Genomic DNA, 15,190 nt, shown 5'->3' on the forward strand with positions numbered 1-15,190 from the left:
ACAGATGAAAGGCTTGTGGCCTCCGACTGCGTTGTGAGAATAATCGTTAAGGCGGGTCGATTTCCATCCGAATAAGGTGAAAGTTTGATGCTGGATGCCAAAGAAGAAGAAATTTCAGCTATTTCTAACTTTTGTTCGACAGTCCTTCACGTAGCGGGTTTTCATCATTCACTACAAGCGGCCCTTATTACGCCGATCAAGGATAGACCATGACCCTGCCCGTGCTTGCCGAACTGCCCGCCATTCTCCTGCCGTTGGTCAGCCGATCCGAGCAGTCGTTCCGTACGTCCGTCGCCGCCCTTGAAGACGATCACGGCCTGTCGAACTGGACGCCGGAGCGCTGGGCGCAATTCGCCCGCGTCACCGCCGCCAGCGAATTTGTCATTGAACAGAGCATTCGTGACCCTTTGATGTTGTTGTCGCTGGTGGCGTCCGGCGAACTTGATCGAGCGTTTGCGCCCGGCGAGCTGTGCGCACAGATCGCCGCCGCCGTGAACAGCGCGCAGAGCGAAGAAGAACTCGGCCGCGCCTTGCGTCGCCAGCGCGCACGCCATCAGGTGCGAATCATCTGGCGCGACCTGACCCGCCAGGCCGATCTGGTGCAGACCTGTCGTGATCTCTCGGATATGGCCGACGCCACCATCGATCAGGCTTATCAATGGCTATACAGCCGCCATTGCGAGCAGTTCGGCACACCCACCGGCCGGCGCAGCGGTGAGCCGCAGCAGATGGTCATTCTCGGCATGGGCAAGCTCGGCGCGGTCGAGCTGAATCTGTCTTCCGACATCGACCTGATCTTCGCCTACCCCGAAGGCGGCGAAACCGTCGGCGTGAAACGCTCGCTGGATAATCAGGAATTCTTCATCCGCCTCGGCCAGCGTCTGATCAAGGCGCTCGATCCGATGACCGTCGACGGCTTCGTCTTCCGCGTCGACATGCGCCTGCGTCCATACGGATCGTCTGGTGCGCTGGTGCTCAGCTTCAACGCGCTGGAACAGTATTACCAGGATCAGGGCCGCGACTGGGAACGCTACGCGATGATCAAGGCGCGGGTGGTGGCTGGCGATCAGGTTGCCGGCGCGCAGTTGCTCGACATGCTGCGGCCGTTCGTTTATCGGCGCTATCTGGACTTCTCGGCGATCGAAGCGCTGCGCACCATGAAGCAGTTGATCCAGCAGGAAGTGCGGCGCAAGGGCATGGCCGACAACATCAAGCTCGGCTCCGGCGGCATTCGTGAAGTCGAGTTCATCGCTCAGGCCTTTCAACTGATCCACGGTGGCCGCGACCTGAGCCTGCAACAGCGTCCTCTATTAAAGGTGCTGAGCACGCTGGAAGGGCAGGGCTATCTGCCGCCGGCGGTGGTCAGCGAATTGCGCGAGGGTTACGAGTTTCTGCGTTACACCGAACATGCCATTCAAGCGATTGCCGACCGTCAGACGCAGATGCTGCCGGACAGCGCTCAGGATCAGGCGCGGATCGCCTTCATGCTGGGTTTCGCCGATTGGTCGGCGTTCCACGAACAGCTGATGTACTGGCGCGGGCGCGTGGCCTGGCATTTCGCCCAGGTGATCGCTGATCCCGACGAAGAAGAGGGCGGCGAAAGCGAGGTGGTGGTCGGTGGTGAATGGCTGCCGCTGTGGGAGGAAGAACAGGACGAGGAGGCCGCGTGCCGGCAGTTGCAGGAAGGCGGTTTCGTCGATGCCGGCAAAGCCCTGAAAGCGCTGGCCGGTTTGCGTGGCAGTCCGCAATTGCGCGCGATGCAGCGGCTGGGGCGCGAGCGTCTCGATGCTTTTATTCCGCGACTGCTTGCGCAAGCGGTGGAGCACGACAATCCCGATCTGGTGCTCGAGCGCGTGCTGCCACTGGTGGAAGCGGTGGCGCGGCGTTCGGCGTATCTGGTTTTGCTCACGGAAAACCCCGGCGCGCTGCGCCGCCTGCTGACCTTGTGTGCGGCGAGCCCGTGGATTGCCGAGCAGATCACGCGCTTCCCGCTGCTGCTCGACGAATTGCTCAACGAAGGTCGGCTGTTCAAGCCGCCGCTGGCGCCGGAACTGGCGGCCGAGTTGCGCGAACGCCTGACGCGAATTCCCGAAGACGACCTCGAGCAGCAAATGGAAGCCCTGCGCCATTTCAAACTGGCGCACCGCTTGCGCGTCGCCGCCTCGGAAATCGCCGGCAGCCTGCCGTTGATGAAAGTCAGCGATTACCTGACCTGGCTGGCCGAAGCGATTCTCGAACAGGTGCTGGCCCTGGCCTGGCGGCAGACCGTGGCCAAGTACGGCACGCCGCTGCGCACCGACGGCACGCTGTGCGATCCCGGCTTCATCATTGTCGGTTATGGCAAAGTCGGCGGTATCGAATTGGGGCATGGTTCCGATCTGGATCTGGTGTTCATCCATGACGGCGATCCGCAGGCGGAAACCGACGGGCCGAAATCCATCGACGGCGCGCAGTTCTTCACGCGCCTGGGGCAGCGGATCATCCACCTGCTCACAGCGCAGACCAACTCCGGCCAGCTGTATGAAGTGGACATGCGCCTGCGGCCGTCCGGCGCTTCCGGGCTGCTGGTGAGTTCCCTCGGCGCGTTCGCGCGCTATCAGGAAAATGAAGCCTGGACGTGGGAGCATCAGGCCTTGGTGCGCGCGCGGGTGCTGGTGGGCAGTCAGGATGTTGGCCAGGCCTTCGAAAAAGTCCGCGCCAAGGTATTGGGCAAACCTAGGGATCTGGCCAAGCTGCAACAGGAAGTCAGCGAGATGCGCGCGAAGATGCGCGACAACCTTGGTACCCGCAGCACCGCAGCCGGCACGGCGGCGAACGCTTTCGATGCGGGCGTGCCGTTTGACCTCAAGCAGGACGCCGGAGGTATCGTCGATATTGAATTTATGGTGCAATACGCGGCCCTGGCGTGGTCGCACAGCCATCCGCCGCTGCTGCGCTGGACCGATAACATCCGCATTCTGGAAGAGCTGGAACACGAACGGCTGATGCCCGCCGAAGATGCCAGTCTGTTGCGCGAGGCCTACAAGGCCTACCGCTCCGCCGCCCACCGGCAGGCCTTGCAGAAGGACGCCGGGGTGATACCAGGCGACCAGTTTGCCGACGAACGCCGGCAGGTTTTGCGGATTTGGAAAGAGATGGGGCTAAGCTGAAAGCGGTTTATGCAGCACCCACAGTAATCTGCGCTGAAATGCAGATGTTGAAACAGATGCAAAACCCTGTGGGAGCTGGCTTGCCAGCGATAGCGGAGTATCAGACGACAATAATGTTGAATGTGAAGACCCCATCGCGGGCAAGCCCGCTCCCACAGTAGATCTACAGTGTTTGTAGAATTATCGAGGCGGGGAGGCGTAAATGCCTCCCCGGTTCGTTTTTGGAAACCACATGAATATTCTGATCGTTGGGCCCAGTTGGGTCGGTGACATGGTGATGGCGCAGACACTGTTTCAGTGTCTCAAGCAGCGCCACCCGCAATGCGCAATCGACGTACTGGCGCCCGAATGGAGCCGGCCGATCCTTGAGCGGATGCCCGAAGTGCGCAAGGCCTTGAGCTTCCCGCTCGGCCACGGCGCGCTGGAACTGGCGACGCGCCGACGCATCGGCAAGTCCCTGCGCGGTCAGTACGATCAGGCGATCCTGCTGCCCAACTCGCTGAAATCGGCACTGGTGCCGTTTTTTGCCGGCATCCCGAAACGCACCGGTTGGCGCGGTGAATTCCGCTATGGCCTGCTCAACGACGTGCGTACCCTCGACAAAGAACGCTACCCGCTGATGATCGAGCGTTTCATGGCGCTGGCCTATGAAGCGAACGCCGAGCTGCCGAAGCCGTACCCGCGCCCGACTCTGCAAATTGACCCGGTGACCCGCGAAGCGGCACTGGCCAAATTCGGCTTGACTCTCGATCGCCCGGTCCTGGCTTTGTGCCCCGGCGCCGAGTTCGGCGAATCCAAGCGCTGGCCGTCCGAGCACTACGCCAAGGTCGCCGAAGCGCGCATCCGCGAAGGCTGGCAGGTCTGGCTGTTCGGCTCGAAAAACGATCACGCGGTCGGCGAAGACATCCGCGCCCGGTTGATCCCGGGCCTGCGCGAAGAATCGGTCAACCTCAGCGGCGGCACCTCGCTGGCCGAGGCCATTGACCTGCTGTCCTGCGCCGATTCGGTTGTGTCCAACGATTCCGGCCTGATGCACGTCGCTGCGGCATTGAATCGTCCGCTGGTCGCGGTGTACGGCTCGACCTCGCCGGGCTTCACCCCGCCGCTGGCCGAGCAGGTCGAGATCGTGCGCCTGGGCATCGAATGCAGCCCGTGCTTCGATCGCACTTGCCGGTTCGGCCATTACAACTGCCTGCGCCAGCTGATGCCGGACGCGGTCAACGATGCCTTGCAGAAGTTGCAGGGCTCCGTGGTCGAGGTTCATTAACTTGCGGGTATTGTTGATCAAGACTTCATCGCTGGGCGACGTGATTCACGCGTTGCCGGCGCTGACCGACGCCGCGCGGGCGATCCCGGGCATCGAGTTCGACTGGGTGGTGGAAGAGGGCTTCGCCGAGATTCCGAGCTGGCACCCGGCGGTCGATAAAGTGATTCCGGTGGCGATCCGCCGCTGGCGCAAGAGTCTGTGGAAAACCATCACCAGCGGCGAGTGGAAACGCTTCAAGCAAAGCGTGCGCGCCAATAAATACGATCTGGTGATCGACGCTCAAGGCCTGCTTAAAAGTGCCTGGCTGACCCGCTACGTCAAAGCCCCGGTGGCCGGCCTCGATAAAACTTCCGCGCGCGAGCCGATGGCTGCGCGCTTCTACGATCGTAAACTCGCTGTCGCCCGAGGCCAGCACGCCGTCGAGCGCGTACGCCAGTTATTCGCCATCGCTCTGGGTTACGACTTGCCCAAAGGCCTCGGCGATTACGGCCTCAACGTCGAGCGACTGGTCGAGTTGCCACGCAAGAACGCTTACGTGGTGTTCCTCCACGGCACCACTTGGGACACCAAGCACTGGCCGGAACTCTACTGGCGCGAGCTGACCGAGCGGGTCGGCTACCTCGGCGTTGGCGTGAAGCTGCCGTGGGGCAACCCACAGGAAAAGGCCCGCGCCGAACGCATCGCTGCCGGCTTCAAACACGCCGAAGTGCTGCCGAAACTCAATCTGGCTGGCGTTGGCAAAGTGCTCGCCGGCGCGCAGGCTTGCGTGGCGGTGGATACCGGGCTCGGCCATCTGGCCGCTGCGCTGGATGTGCCGACCATCTCGTTGTTCGGCCCGACCAACCCGGGCCTGACCGGCGCTTACGGCAAGCTGCAGATTCATCTGGCCAGCGACTTCCCGTGCGCGCCGTGCATGCAGAAAAAATGTACCTATCAACCGACCGCGCAGGATGCCCGTCAGTTTGACCTGAAACGCGAGCAGCCTTTGTGCTTCACGCGTGTGAACCCCGAGCGTGTCGCCAGCCGACTGAGCACGTTGTTAATGGCTGAGGAGCTGCGCTGATGCAATTGGCATTTGTCCTGTACAAATATTTCCCGTTCGGCGGCTTGCAGCGCGATTTCATGCGCATCGCCCTCGAATGCCAGAAACGCGGCCATCAGATTCGCGTCTACACGCTGATCTGGGAAGGCGACGTGCCGCCGGGTTTCGAAGTGCTGGTGGCGCCGGTCAAAGCGTTCTTCAATCACCGTCGCAACGAAAAACTCAGCGCGTGGATGGCAGCGGATCTGGCCAAGCGTCCGGTCGATCGCTTGATCGGCTTCAACAAGATGCCGGGCCTGGACGTCTACTACGCCGCCGACGGCTGCTTCGAAGACAAGGCGCAGAACCTGCGCAACTCGCTGTACCGCCGTTGGGGCCGCTATCGCCACTTCGCCGAGTATGAGCGCGCCGTGTTCGCCAAGGACGCGAAGACCGAAGTGCTGATGATTTCCGAAGTGCAGCAGCCGCTGTTCATCAAGTATTACGACACGCCGCTCGAGCGCTTCCACCTGCTGCCGCCGGGCATTGCCCAGGATCGTCGGCGGCCGGCGAATGCCAATGAGATTCGCGCCGGTTTCCGCGCTGAATTCGATCTCAAGGACGACGACCTGCTGCTGGTGCAGATCGGCTCCGGCTTCAAGACCAAGGGGGTCGATCGCAGCCTCAAGGCGCTGGCCGCCCTGCCGGCCGAGTTGAGAAAACGCACCCGGCTGTTTGTAATCGGCCAGGATGACCCCAAATTGTTCCAGATGCAGAGTGCGACGCTGGGCCTGGGCGACAATGTGACCTTCCTTAAAGGGCGCAGCGATATCCCGCGCTTCCTGCTCGGCGCTGATCTGTTGATCCACCCGGCCTACAACGAAAACACCGGCACCGTGCTGCTTGAAGCGCTGGTGGCCGGGTTGCCGGTGCTGGTCAGTGCGGTCTGCGGTTACGCCCATTACATCGCCGAAGCCGATGCCGGGCGAGTGCTGGACGAGCCGTTCGAGCAGGCGCAACTGACCCGATACCTGACCGAGATGTTGAGCGACGACGCTGCACGGGCGGCCTGGAGCCGCAACGGTCTGGCCTTCGCCGAGACGGCCGACCTCTACAGCATGCCGCAGCACGCGGCGGATGTGATTCTGGCGGAGCACGCTTAATGAAGTTGATGCTGGCTGAACCGTTCAAAAGCCTATGGGCCGGACGCGACCCGTTCGCCGCAGTCGAAGGCTTGCAGGGCGAGGTATACCGCGAGCTGGAAGCGCGCCGGACATTGCGCACGGAAGTCGACGGCCATGGTTTTTTCGTCAAGATCCACCGTGGCATCGGTTGGGGCGAAATCTTCAAGAATCTGCTGACCGCCAAGCTGCCGGTGCTCGGCGCCGGGCAAGAGTGGAAGGCCATCCAGCGCCTTCAGGAAGTTGGCGTGCCGACCATGACCGCCGTCGCCTACGGTGAGAAGGGCAGCAACCCGGCGGATCAGCATTCGTTCATCGTCACCGAAGAGCTGGCGCCGACCATCAGCCTTGAAGACTTCAGCATTGACTGGGTCAAGCAGCCGCCGGAGCCAACACTCAAGCGCGCATTGATTGCCGAAGTCGCGCGGATGACCGGGATGATGCACCGCGCCGGGGTCAATCACCGCGACTGCTACATCTGCCATTTTCTGCTGCACACCGACAAACCGGTCACACCGCAGGATTTCAAACTCTCGGTGATTGACCTGCACCGTGCCCAGACCCGCGCGAAAATCACTCAGCGCTGGCGCAACAAGGATCTGGCGGCGCTGTACTTCTCCGCGCTGGACATCGGCCTGACCCGCCGCGACAAACTGCGTTTCCTCAAGGGCTACTTCCAGCAACCGCTGCGGCAGATTCTGGCAGAAGAGGCGCCACTGCTGAGCTGGCTGCAAGGCAAGGCCGACAAGCTCTACGCGCGCAAACAGCGTTACGGGGATGCGCTCTGATGGCGGGCTGGACACTGGAGCCGCAGTACAGCGACCTCGCCGAAGATTTCGGCAGCCTCGAAGCTGTGTTTGCCTTGCAGGGCGAACGCCTGACCCGCGATCCGCTGTCGGAAGTCGTTCGGGTGCAGCGCGACGGGGTCAATTACTACGTCAAACGCTACGTCGGCGCCGGTAAGGGCCTGCGCCGTTACCTCGGCAAGCCGAGGGTAAAAATGGAATGGCAGAACCTCAAGCGCTTCGCCAAATGGGGCATTCCCACTGCCGAGGTGGTGGCCTGGGGGCTGGAGCGGCGGGGCGCGGCCTACGATCGGGGTGCGATGATCACCCGTGAGCTGCCCAATACCGAAGACCTCTCGGCACTGGCCGAGCGCAAGGATCCCAAACTCAAGGATCGCGCCTGGGTCGACAATGTCAGCCAGCAATTGGCCGGTTACACCCGGACCATGCACGACCATCGGTTTACGCATAACGATTTGAAATGGCGCAATCTGCTGATCGACGATCAGGCCCGCATCTTCCTCATCGACTGCCCCAACGGCGAATTCTGGCGCGGCTTCTGGCTCAAGTACCGGATCACCAAGGACCTCGCCTGTCTCGACAAACTGGCCAAATATCACCTGTCCAACACCCAGCGCCTGCGCTTCTACAAGCAATATCGCCAGTGTGATCGGCTCGATGTCGCCGACAAGAAACGGATTCGGCACGTGGTGAGATTTTTTGAGGGGCGCGAATGACTGATTTTCTTGCCGTACAGGACCGCGCTCTGCTGGAGCGCCACGGTCTCGGCAATTTCGACGCACTGTGGGCCAAACAGCTTGAAGCTGTGGATGAGCCCAACACTGCCGGTGGCGGCTGGAGCAGCGTGTTCCGCCTGGATCTTGAAGGCCAGGGCTATTACCTCAAGCGCCAAAGCAATTACCTGACGCGGACCTTGCATGCGCCGTTTGGCGAGCCCAGTTTTGCCCGTGAGTTTCGCAATATAAGCCGCTATCGCAAGCTCGGCATCCCGGCACTGCAAGCGGCTTTTTTTGGCCAGCGCAAGATCGACGGCGAGGTCAGGGCAATCCTGCTGACGCGCGCGCTGGACGGTTGGAGCGACCTGGATTCGTTGCTGGCGCGCTGGGTGCAGCTCAGTACCGCACAACAGTCGGCCATTCTCACTGCGTGCGGTCTGCTGGCGCGGCGGCTGCACGGCGCGCGTCAGGTACATGGCTGTTTCTATCCCAAACATATTTTCCTGCGCGCCACCGGCGACGGCTATGAGGCGCAACTGATCGATCTGGAGAAAACCCGGCCGCTGCTGTTCGGCATGCGAGATCGGGTCAAGGATCTGGAACCGTTGCAACGTCGCGCGCCGCAGTGGAGCGAGGCCGACTTGCGCCAATTGCTTGCGGCTTATCTCGACCAGCCGACTGACAGCTCGCTGCTCGACAGCTGGCTGACCCGACTGACAGCGCGGCGCAGTCACAAGGAGACCCGCTGATGCAATTGTCCGAGCTGGCCCGCTCCGGGCGCGCACCCACACTGCCACTGACCGTGACCCTGGCGGACGCCGCCGGTGCGGCGGATTTACAGTTGCTGAGCTTGCTGCGGGTGTTGCCCGGGCAGCGTTACGTTGGCGCAGGTGTCTGGCGCGGTCGGCCGGTGCTGGCCAAGTTATTGGTCGGCAGCAAAGCTGCGCGGCATTTTCAGCGTGAGCTGCAAGGCGTGCGCTTGCTCGCTGCGCAGGGCATGACGACGCCGCTGTTATTGGCCGATGGGCTGAAGGACGGCGAGGGTGGCTGGCTGCTGTTCGAATTTCTCGAGGGTTCCGAGAGCCTCGGTGATGCCTGGGCCGAGGTCGAGTCTCTGCCGGCGCTGGCCGATGAGCAGACCGCTGTTCTGGCCGAAGCACTGGATGCCATCGGTCGGCTGCACGGCAAAGGGCTCTGGCAGGAAGACTTGCATCTGGACAATCTGCTGCGCCACGGCGGTCAGTTGTACCTGATCGACGGCGCCGGCGTTCGTGCGGAAACGGCGGGGCAGCCCTTGTCCCGGCAGAAAGTGCTGGAAAATCTCGGCGTGTTTTTCGCCCAGTTGCCAAAATCACTCGAAGCGTTCACCGAAGAACTGCTGGTGTATTACCTGCTGAGCAACAGCGAGCATGCGTTGCCGCTGGAGGCGTTGCAAAAACAGATCGACAAGGTGCGCAAATGGCGACTCAGGGATTACCTGATCAAGGTTGGCCGCGACTGCACGTTGTTCGCCGTGCAGCGCGGCGCATTTGCCCTGCGCGCCGTTCGCCGTGAAGAAGAAACGGCCATGCTGCCGGTGCTTGAGCAGGCTGACGCCTTGCTTGATCAGGGGCACCTGTACAAGACCGGCGGCGCGGCCAGCGTCGGCAAAGTCGAGATAGCCGGGCGGGCTCTGGTTATCAAGCGCTACAACATCAAGAATTTCGCCCACTGGCTCAAACGCTTCTGGCGCCCGAGCCGGGCCTGGCATTCGTGGCGTGAAGGCAATCGCCTGGCGTTCCTTGGCATTGCCACGCCGAAACCGCTGGCGGTACTGGAAAAGCGTTTTTTGTGGCTGCGCCGCAGTGCCTATCTGGTCACCGAATACCTGCCCGGGCCGGACATCATCGAGCGCTTTGCGCCGTACGTGGAAAATGGCCAGGCGCCGGAAGCCGAGTTGCTGGCGCTTGATCAACTGTTTGCCCGATTGATCGCCGAGCGCATCAGTCATGGCGACTTCAAGGGCCACAACCTGTTCTGGCAGGCGGATCGCTGGGCGCTGATCGACCTCGACTCGATGTGTCAGCACGGCTCTATTGGCAGCTTTGCCCCGGCGTATGCCCGCGATCGCGCGCGGTTCATGCGCAACTGGCCGCAAAGCAGTGCCTTGTATCAGGTCATCGATCAGCGGTTGCCGAAGGAAGTCTCCACCGCAGGGTGATTTTCCGGCCAGCAGGCTCATTCCCACAACGAACCCGGTTTCCTCTGGGGATGAGCCTGCCAGCAGTAGCGGACAAAAAATCCCGACATGTCCTACAGCTTCGCCAGAAACCATGAACTGTGCTCTGCTCCACCTCGATGCTAGTTTGCCTGACGATCTCGGAGGGCGAATCTTGGGTATGAAAAAACTTCTGGCGCTGGGCGTCCTGTCTTCGGTTCTCTCAGGCTGTGGCAGTGTCTCAACCGTGTTACAGGGGGACGCTGATGTCGCCCGTGACCTGCGCAAAAAGAAGACCTACTGCCAATCGATTCCGCGCATCTACAGTGGCGTGGCCTTCGATTTTTGCACTTTGAATGCGCCGCCCGATCCTACGGGTATGCTGGCGCCCTTCGTGTTATTCGATCTTCCGCTGTCCGCCATGTTCGATACGCTTTCGCTGCCTTACACAATCTATCGGCAGATTACCGATTCAAATCTGAGTATTTACTGGCGCAAGGACGGCTATTGAGTCGTTGAACCCGTTGATTCGGACCAATCGTGCAGGTGGCAATTCGCACAAGGTAATTCCCGTCATGTTTACGCTATAATCCCGCCCTTTAGCTGCCACTCGCCCTGTGCGAGGGCACATCAATTTTCAAGGCGCTTCGCGCCTGCATGCAGACTAAAGAGGCTAGACCCCTGTGGCATTGACGATTCTTGGCCTGTCCGGCGCCCTTAGCCATGATCCTTCCGCAGCCTTGTACATCGACGGCAAGCTGGTCGCGGCGGCTGAGGAAGAGCGCTTCGTACGCGATAAACATGCAAAGAACCGCATGCCCTACGAATCGGCGAAATTCTGCCTCGAGCAAGCCGGCATCAAACCTTCCGACGTTGACGTGGTGGCGATTCCATTCGCCCCGATCAGCCTGTTCGGCAAGGCCCGCTGGCACTACGCCAAGCGCTACTGGTACGCCCCGGATCGTGCTCTCGATGCGATCCTGATGGGCAACCGTCGCTATAAGCGCTATCGCAACAAGATCGTCTGGTGCCTCGAACAACTGGGCTTTGATCCGAAGAAAATCAAGATCGAACCGGTCGAGCATCACCTGGCTCACGCCTCCAGCGCCTATCACTGCTCGGGTTTCAAAGAAAAAACCGCGATCCTCGGCATTGACGGCAAGGGTGAATACGCCACGACCTTCTTCGGCTACGGCGAAAACGGCAAGATCCACAAGATCAAGGAATTCTTCGATCCGGACTCCCTTGGTGGTCTTTACGGCGCGATCACCGAGTTCCTCGGTTTCGAGATGCTCGACGGCGAATTCAAGGTCATGGGCATGGCGCCATACGGCGATGCCAGCAAGTACGATTTCTCGCGTCTGGCCTCGTTCGAAAATGGCGAGCTGGTGATCAATACCGACTACGCCAACGTGATCGGCCTGCGTCGCTATAAAGAGAAGGGCAAGGGTTTCTACTTCTCGCCGAAGCTGATCGAGTGGCTGGGTCCGAAGCGCGAAGGCGACATCGCCGACGAGCCGTACATCCACTACGCCGCGAGCATGCAAGCGCTGTTCGAGAAGCTCGCGTTGCAGATGATCGACTACTACCTGGGCGACGTGCTCAAGGAAACCGGCAAACTGGCTTTCGCCGGCGGCTGTGCGTTGAACGTCAAGCTGAACCAGAAAATCATCGCTCGCGACGACATCAAAGAGCTGTTCGTACAGCCTGCGTCCGGCGATGCCGGCACCGCAGTCGGCGCTGCCGCTTACGTGTCGCACGCCCGTGGCGTCCCGGTCGAGAAGATGGAACACGTCTACCTCGGCCCGTCGTACAGCAACGAGGACGTGATCGCCGCCTGCGCCCGTCATGAGAACAAGCCGACCTGGCGCAAGCTCGACAACATGCCGGAGCAGATCGCCCAAATCATGGTCGACGGCAACCCGGTCGCCTGGTTCCAGGGCCGTATGGAGTTCGGCCCGCGCGCGTTGGGTGGTCGTTCGATCATCGGTTGCCCGAGCGTGGCCGGTGTCGCCGACCGCATCAATCATCAGATCAAGTTCCGCGAGCGCTGGAGGCCTTTCTGCCCGTCGATGCTCGACACAGTCGCTCCACAGATGATCAAGATCGATCACCCGGCGCCGTTCATGACCTTCACTTTCGAAGTCGCCGAAGAATGGAAAACCCGCGTGCCGGAAGTCGTCCATGAGGACGGTACTTCCCGTGCCCAAGTGCTCAAGCGCGAATACAACCCGCGCTACTACGACATGATGAAGGCGCTGGAAAACCTCACCGGTAACGGCGTGTCGCTGAACACTTCGCTCAACCGTCGTGGCGAGCCGATGATCTGCTCGCCGACCGATGCGCTGAACATGTTTTTTGGCTCGGACCTGCAATATCTGATCATGGAAGATATTCTGGTCGTCAAAGAAGGCGTGCAAGGAAACGGTCTTGACTGAAACACTGATCAGTGTCGTGATCCCGGCATACAACTACTCCAGATCGCTGCCGCGTGCGGTGGAGTCGGTGCTGGCGCAGCTGCACGAGGCAGCTGCGGATCTGTTGGTTATCGATGATGGTTCCACTGACTCCACGCCTGAGGTGTTGCAAGCGTTGCTGGCCGAACATGCCGGGCGTTTTCGTGCGATACGCCAAAGTAATGGCGGGCTGTCTTCAGTGCGCAATCGCGGGATCAAGGAAACCACCGGGCGATTTCTGATTTTTCTCGACGCGGATGACGAGATGGCTCCAGGGGCTCTGGCAGCGTTATCACAACACATCGCCAGTCACCCTGAAACGCGGATGATCATCGGCGCTCATTGGTCGATCTTTTCCGGTGGCAAGCGCAGCCTGCAGGCTGTCAAACCGTTGCCAGTCACGGTGCGACAGCGAGTCAGGGGCTATTTGCTGGACAAAACGGTGTCGATCTCAAACGGTGCCTGCGCCATGCATCGTGAGGTATTCGAGCCGGGCAACTATCCGGAGCATCTGCGCAACGTCGAAGATTTGCCGGTGTTTGCCCAGGTGTTGGCGCGCTTCCCCTGCACAGTGGTCGAGCAGCCACTGGCGCTGATTTACAAGCACGCCGACAGCATGCGCCATGATCTGCGCCAGAGCCTGGCATCGGGTACCGAGCAGGTGGTCGGTGAGGTTTTTTCCAGTCAGCGGATGCCGCAGGAGTTTCACGACTTGCGCCAGGCTTATCTTGCTCAACGTTGCCTGTCATTGTTTCGAGATTGCTACTCGCATGGTGAATATGCGTTGGCGAAAACATTCTATATGCAAGCACTACGCGCCGACTGGCGCATCCTCGGGCGCTGGTCTTACATGCGCAAAGCCTTGCGCCTGCTGTTCCGATAAATCGATCTGTTTTTTTTGCGTACCTGTGGCGCGTGATGTTGAGGGGGCTGGGTGAAAGGTACGGATAGTAAATGGGCGGTCAAGGCAGCTCGGGTAATCAATGAGCGACCGGTCTGTGTCGCGTTCTGGGCAAGCATTCTCCTTTCATTGATCGCCGTGTGGGGTACCGCAACGGTCGGTCGCGATGCCGCGCTGTACATCGATATCGCCCATCAGGTTGTCTTGCACGGGGCCGATGTGGCCTGGACGCATTTCGACTGGCCATGGTTTTCCATTCTTCTGGCTCTGACCCATCGCTTTCTGCTATTGCCGCTGGAGTTGAGCGCCTATCTCTGGTGCGGTCTGTTTTTTGCCGGCACCAGTGCCTTGATGGTCGATTGTATCCGTCGACGCTCCCCCGAGCTTGCCGGCTGGGCGTGCCTGATTGTGCTGGCGATGCCCGCAGTCAATGCCTTTCGAAATGACATCATCCGCGAATGCGGTTTCTGGTTTTTCTGCACGCTGGCGTTATGGCAGGCGCTGCGTTGGCAGGCCTTGGGCGGTTGGCTTAAAGCCGGTCTGATTCACTTGGCCATTGTTGCTGCAGCGCTGTTTCGGCTCGAAGCATTGCTGTTGTTGCCTGCGCTCGGGCTGTGGCAACTGCCGGGTCTGGGGCACTCTGGCCAGCGCACTCGTTTGCTGCAGTTTGCTCTGTTGCCGGTGGTGGGGCTGCTGGTTGCATCGGCCTTCGGGGTTTTCATGTCCGCGCGCTTCCTCCTGTATCTGGACATGATTGCACCGCAGGGCGTCTACGCGTCGTTTCAGATGCTGTCCGAACAGTTCGGCAACTCTCTGATCAACAAGTATTCCCAGGATGAAGCCGGGCGCATCGTGTTCTTTGGCCTGCTGGCGACGATGACGATCACATTCGTCAAGCTGATGGGGCCGTTCGCTGTGCCCTTCATCCTGCGTCGCAACTGGGGCGTATTGGGTGTTTATTGGCGTGACTATCGTCCTTTCGCCTGGGCGGCGCTGCTGTATCTCGTTGTGCTGATGCTGTTTTTCATCAAGCAGCAATTCATGAACGCCCGGTATCTGAGTTTCCTGAATTTGCTTTTCGTACCGGTACTGGCGATGGCGCTGGCGGCATTTGCCCGGCAGTTTCCGCGCTGGACCAAAGTCCTGGTCGTGGCAGCGTTGCTGGTGATGCTGTCAAATGTGATTTCCACGGGTGCAGGCAAGACCCATTACGTGGCTGCCGGGCGCTGGGTGTCTGCACACGTCGAACCTGATACCAGCGCATGGTTCGAAGACGGTCGCATCAGCTATTACGCCGGGCGCGGTTATGTATTGCCGACGCTCACACGTGAACAGGCCATGTCACCGGAGCACGCCAATGAATATCGCTATTTCCTGATCGAGGGGAAAGGTGATGAACCGTGGCTGGGCGAATGGCTGGTGGCGCACAAGATGCGCATCATCGAGCGGTTTGCCAATCGCAAGGGTGCGACGATTCTGGTGATCGGCAAGTAAGG

General features: G+C 60.6%; 13 protein-coding genes. All 13 read left to right on the forward strand.

The features are described 5' to 3' along the window. Nucleotides 1-87: 87 nt before the first annotated feature. Nucleotides 88-213 carry a hypothetical protein gene (locus tag BXA01_RS27425; protein WP_256584330.1) on the forward strand — a complete coding sequence of 42 codons (126 nt, stop codon included), beginning with the start codon at nt 88-90 and terminating at the stop codon, nt 211-213. Further along, entirely contained in the window at nt 210-3,149 is a 2,940-nt protein-coding gene (gene glnE, locus BXA01_RS18355) for a bifunctional [glutamate--ammonia ligase]-adenylyl-L-tyrosine phosphorylase/[glutamate--ammonia-ligase] adenylyltransferase (protein ID WP_076565302.1), read from the forward strand. Before BXA01_RS27425 ends, glnE begins: the two co-directional genes overlap by 4 nt. Before the next feature lie 232 nt (nt 3,150-3,381). After that, a complete protein-coding gene (gene waaF, locus BXA01_RS18360) occupies nt 3,382-4,416 on the forward strand; it encodes a lipopolysaccharide heptosyltransferase II (protein ID WP_024011319.1) in 1,035 nt (344 codons plus the stop codon). A gap of 1 nt (nt 4,417) precedes the next feature. Beyond that, on the forward strand, nt 4,418-5,479 hold the full coding sequence (waaC, locus tag BXA01_RS18365; protein ID WP_076565304.1) for a lipopolysaccharide heptosyltransferase I: 1,062 nt from the start codon (nt 4,418-4,420) through the stop codon (nt 5,477-5,479). Further along, on the forward strand, nt 5,479-6,600 hold the full coding sequence (locus tag BXA01_RS18370; RefSeq protein WP_076565305.1) for a glycosyltransferase family 4 protein: 1,122 nt from the start codon (nt 5,479-5,481) through the stop codon (nt 6,598-6,600). The genes waaC and BXA01_RS18370 overlap by 1 nt, the downstream gene beginning before the upstream one ends. After that, nucleotides 6,600-7,406: a lipopolysaccharide core heptose(I) kinase RfaP gene (rfaP, locus tag BXA01_RS18375; protein WP_076565307.1), complete on the forward strand. Its 807-nt coding sequence runs from the start codon at nt 6,600-6,602 to the stop codon at nt 7,404-7,406. The genes BXA01_RS18370 and rfaP overlap by 1 nt, the downstream gene beginning before the upstream one ends. After that, nucleotides 7,406-8,140, forward strand: a complete 735-nt coding sequence (locus BXA01_RS18380; RefSeq protein ID WP_071174199.1) for a lipopolysaccharide kinase InaA family protein — start codon at nt 7,406-7,408, stop codon at nt 8,138-8,140. Before rfaP ends, BXA01_RS18380 begins: the two co-directional genes overlap by 1 nt. Continuing rightward, a complete protein-coding gene (locus BXA01_RS18385) occupies nt 8,137-8,889 on the forward strand; it encodes a lipopolysaccharide kinase InaA family protein (protein ID WP_076565308.1) in 753 nt (250 codons plus the stop codon). Before BXA01_RS18380 ends, BXA01_RS18385 begins: the two co-directional genes overlap by 4 nt. Beyond that, nucleotides 8,889-10,340, forward strand: a complete 1,452-nt coding sequence (locus BXA01_RS18390; protein ID WP_076565310.1) for a lipopolysaccharide kinase InaA family protein — start codon at nt 8,889-8,891, stop codon at nt 10,338-10,340. Before BXA01_RS18385 ends, BXA01_RS18390 begins: the two co-directional genes overlap by 1 nt. A gap of 178 nt (nt 10,341-10,518) precedes the next feature. Then, nucleotides 10,519-10,848, forward strand: a complete 330-nt coding sequence (locus BXA01_RS18395) for a YceK/YidQ family lipoprotein (protein ID WP_172834011.1) — start codon at nt 10,519-10,521, stop codon at nt 10,846-10,848. Between the two features lie 172 nt (nt 10,849-11,020). After that, complete coding sequence (locus BXA01_RS18400; RefSeq protein ID WP_076565313.1) at nt 11,021-12,775, forward strand: carbamoyltransferase family protein; 1,755 nt, start codon at nt 11,021-11,023, stop codon at nt 12,773-12,775. Beyond that, nucleotides 12,768-13,676 (forward strand): glycosyltransferase family 2 protein, encoded by a 909-nt coding sequence (locus BXA01_RS18405; protein WP_076565314.1) that lies wholly within the window; start codon nt 12,768-12,770, stop codon nt 13,674-13,676. Before BXA01_RS18400 ends, BXA01_RS18405 begins: the two co-directional genes overlap by 8 nt. Nucleotides 13,677-13,727: 51 nt before the next feature. Next, nucleotides 13,728-15,188 (forward strand): hypothetical protein, encoded by a 1,461-nt coding sequence (locus tag BXA01_RS18410; protein ID WP_076565316.1) that lies wholly within the window; start codon nt 13,728-13,730, stop codon nt 15,186-15,188. The last annotated feature ends 2 nt before the right edge of the window (nt 15,189-15,190 follow it).

Origin of the sequence: Pseudomonas sp. B10 (genome assembly GCF_900156235.1) — a bacterium.
In the GTDB taxonomy this organism is placed as follows: Bacteria; Pseudomonadota; Gammaproteobacteria; order Pseudomonadales; family Pseudomonadaceae; genus Aquipseudomonas; species Aquipseudomonas siliginis.

What these genes read in the sequence shown, in the direction of transcription:
- BXA01_RS27425 (WP_256584330.1), top strand. Translation starts at nt 88, where the DNA reads ATGCTGGATGCCAAAGAAGAAGAAATTTCAGCTATTTCTAACTTTTGT.
- glnE (WP_076565302.1), top strand. Translation starts at nt 210, where the DNA reads ATGACCCTGCCCGTGCTTGCCGAACTGCCCGCCATTCTCCTGCCGTTG.
- waaF (WP_024011319.1), top strand. Translation starts at nt 3,382, where the DNA reads ATGAATATTCTGATCGTTGGGCCCAGTTGGGTCGGTGACATGGTGATG.
- BXA01_RS18370 (WP_076565305.1), top strand. Translation starts at nt 5,479, where the DNA reads ATGCAATTGGCATTTGTCCTGTACAAATATTTCCCGTTCGGCGGCTTG.
- rfaP (WP_076565307.1), top strand. Translation starts at nt 6,600, where the DNA reads ATGAAGTTGATGCTGGCTGAACCGTTCAAAAGCCTATGGGCCGGACGC.
- BXA01_RS18380 (WP_071174199.1), top strand. Translation starts at nt 7,406, where the DNA reads ATGGCGGGCTGGACACTGGAGCCGCAGTACAGCGACCTCGCCGAAGAT.
- BXA01_RS18385 (WP_076565308.1), top strand. Translation starts at nt 8,137, where the DNA reads ATGACTGATTTTCTTGCCGTACAGGACCGCGCTCTGCTGGAGCGCCAC.
- BXA01_RS18390 (WP_076565310.1), top strand. Translation starts at nt 8,889, where the DNA reads ATGCAATTGTCCGAGCTGGCCCGCTCCGGGCGCGCACCCACACTGCCA.
- BXA01_RS18395 (WP_172834011.1), top strand. Translation starts at nt 10,519, where the DNA reads ATGAAAAAACTTCTGGCGCTGGGCGTCCTGTCTTCGGTTCTCTCAGGC.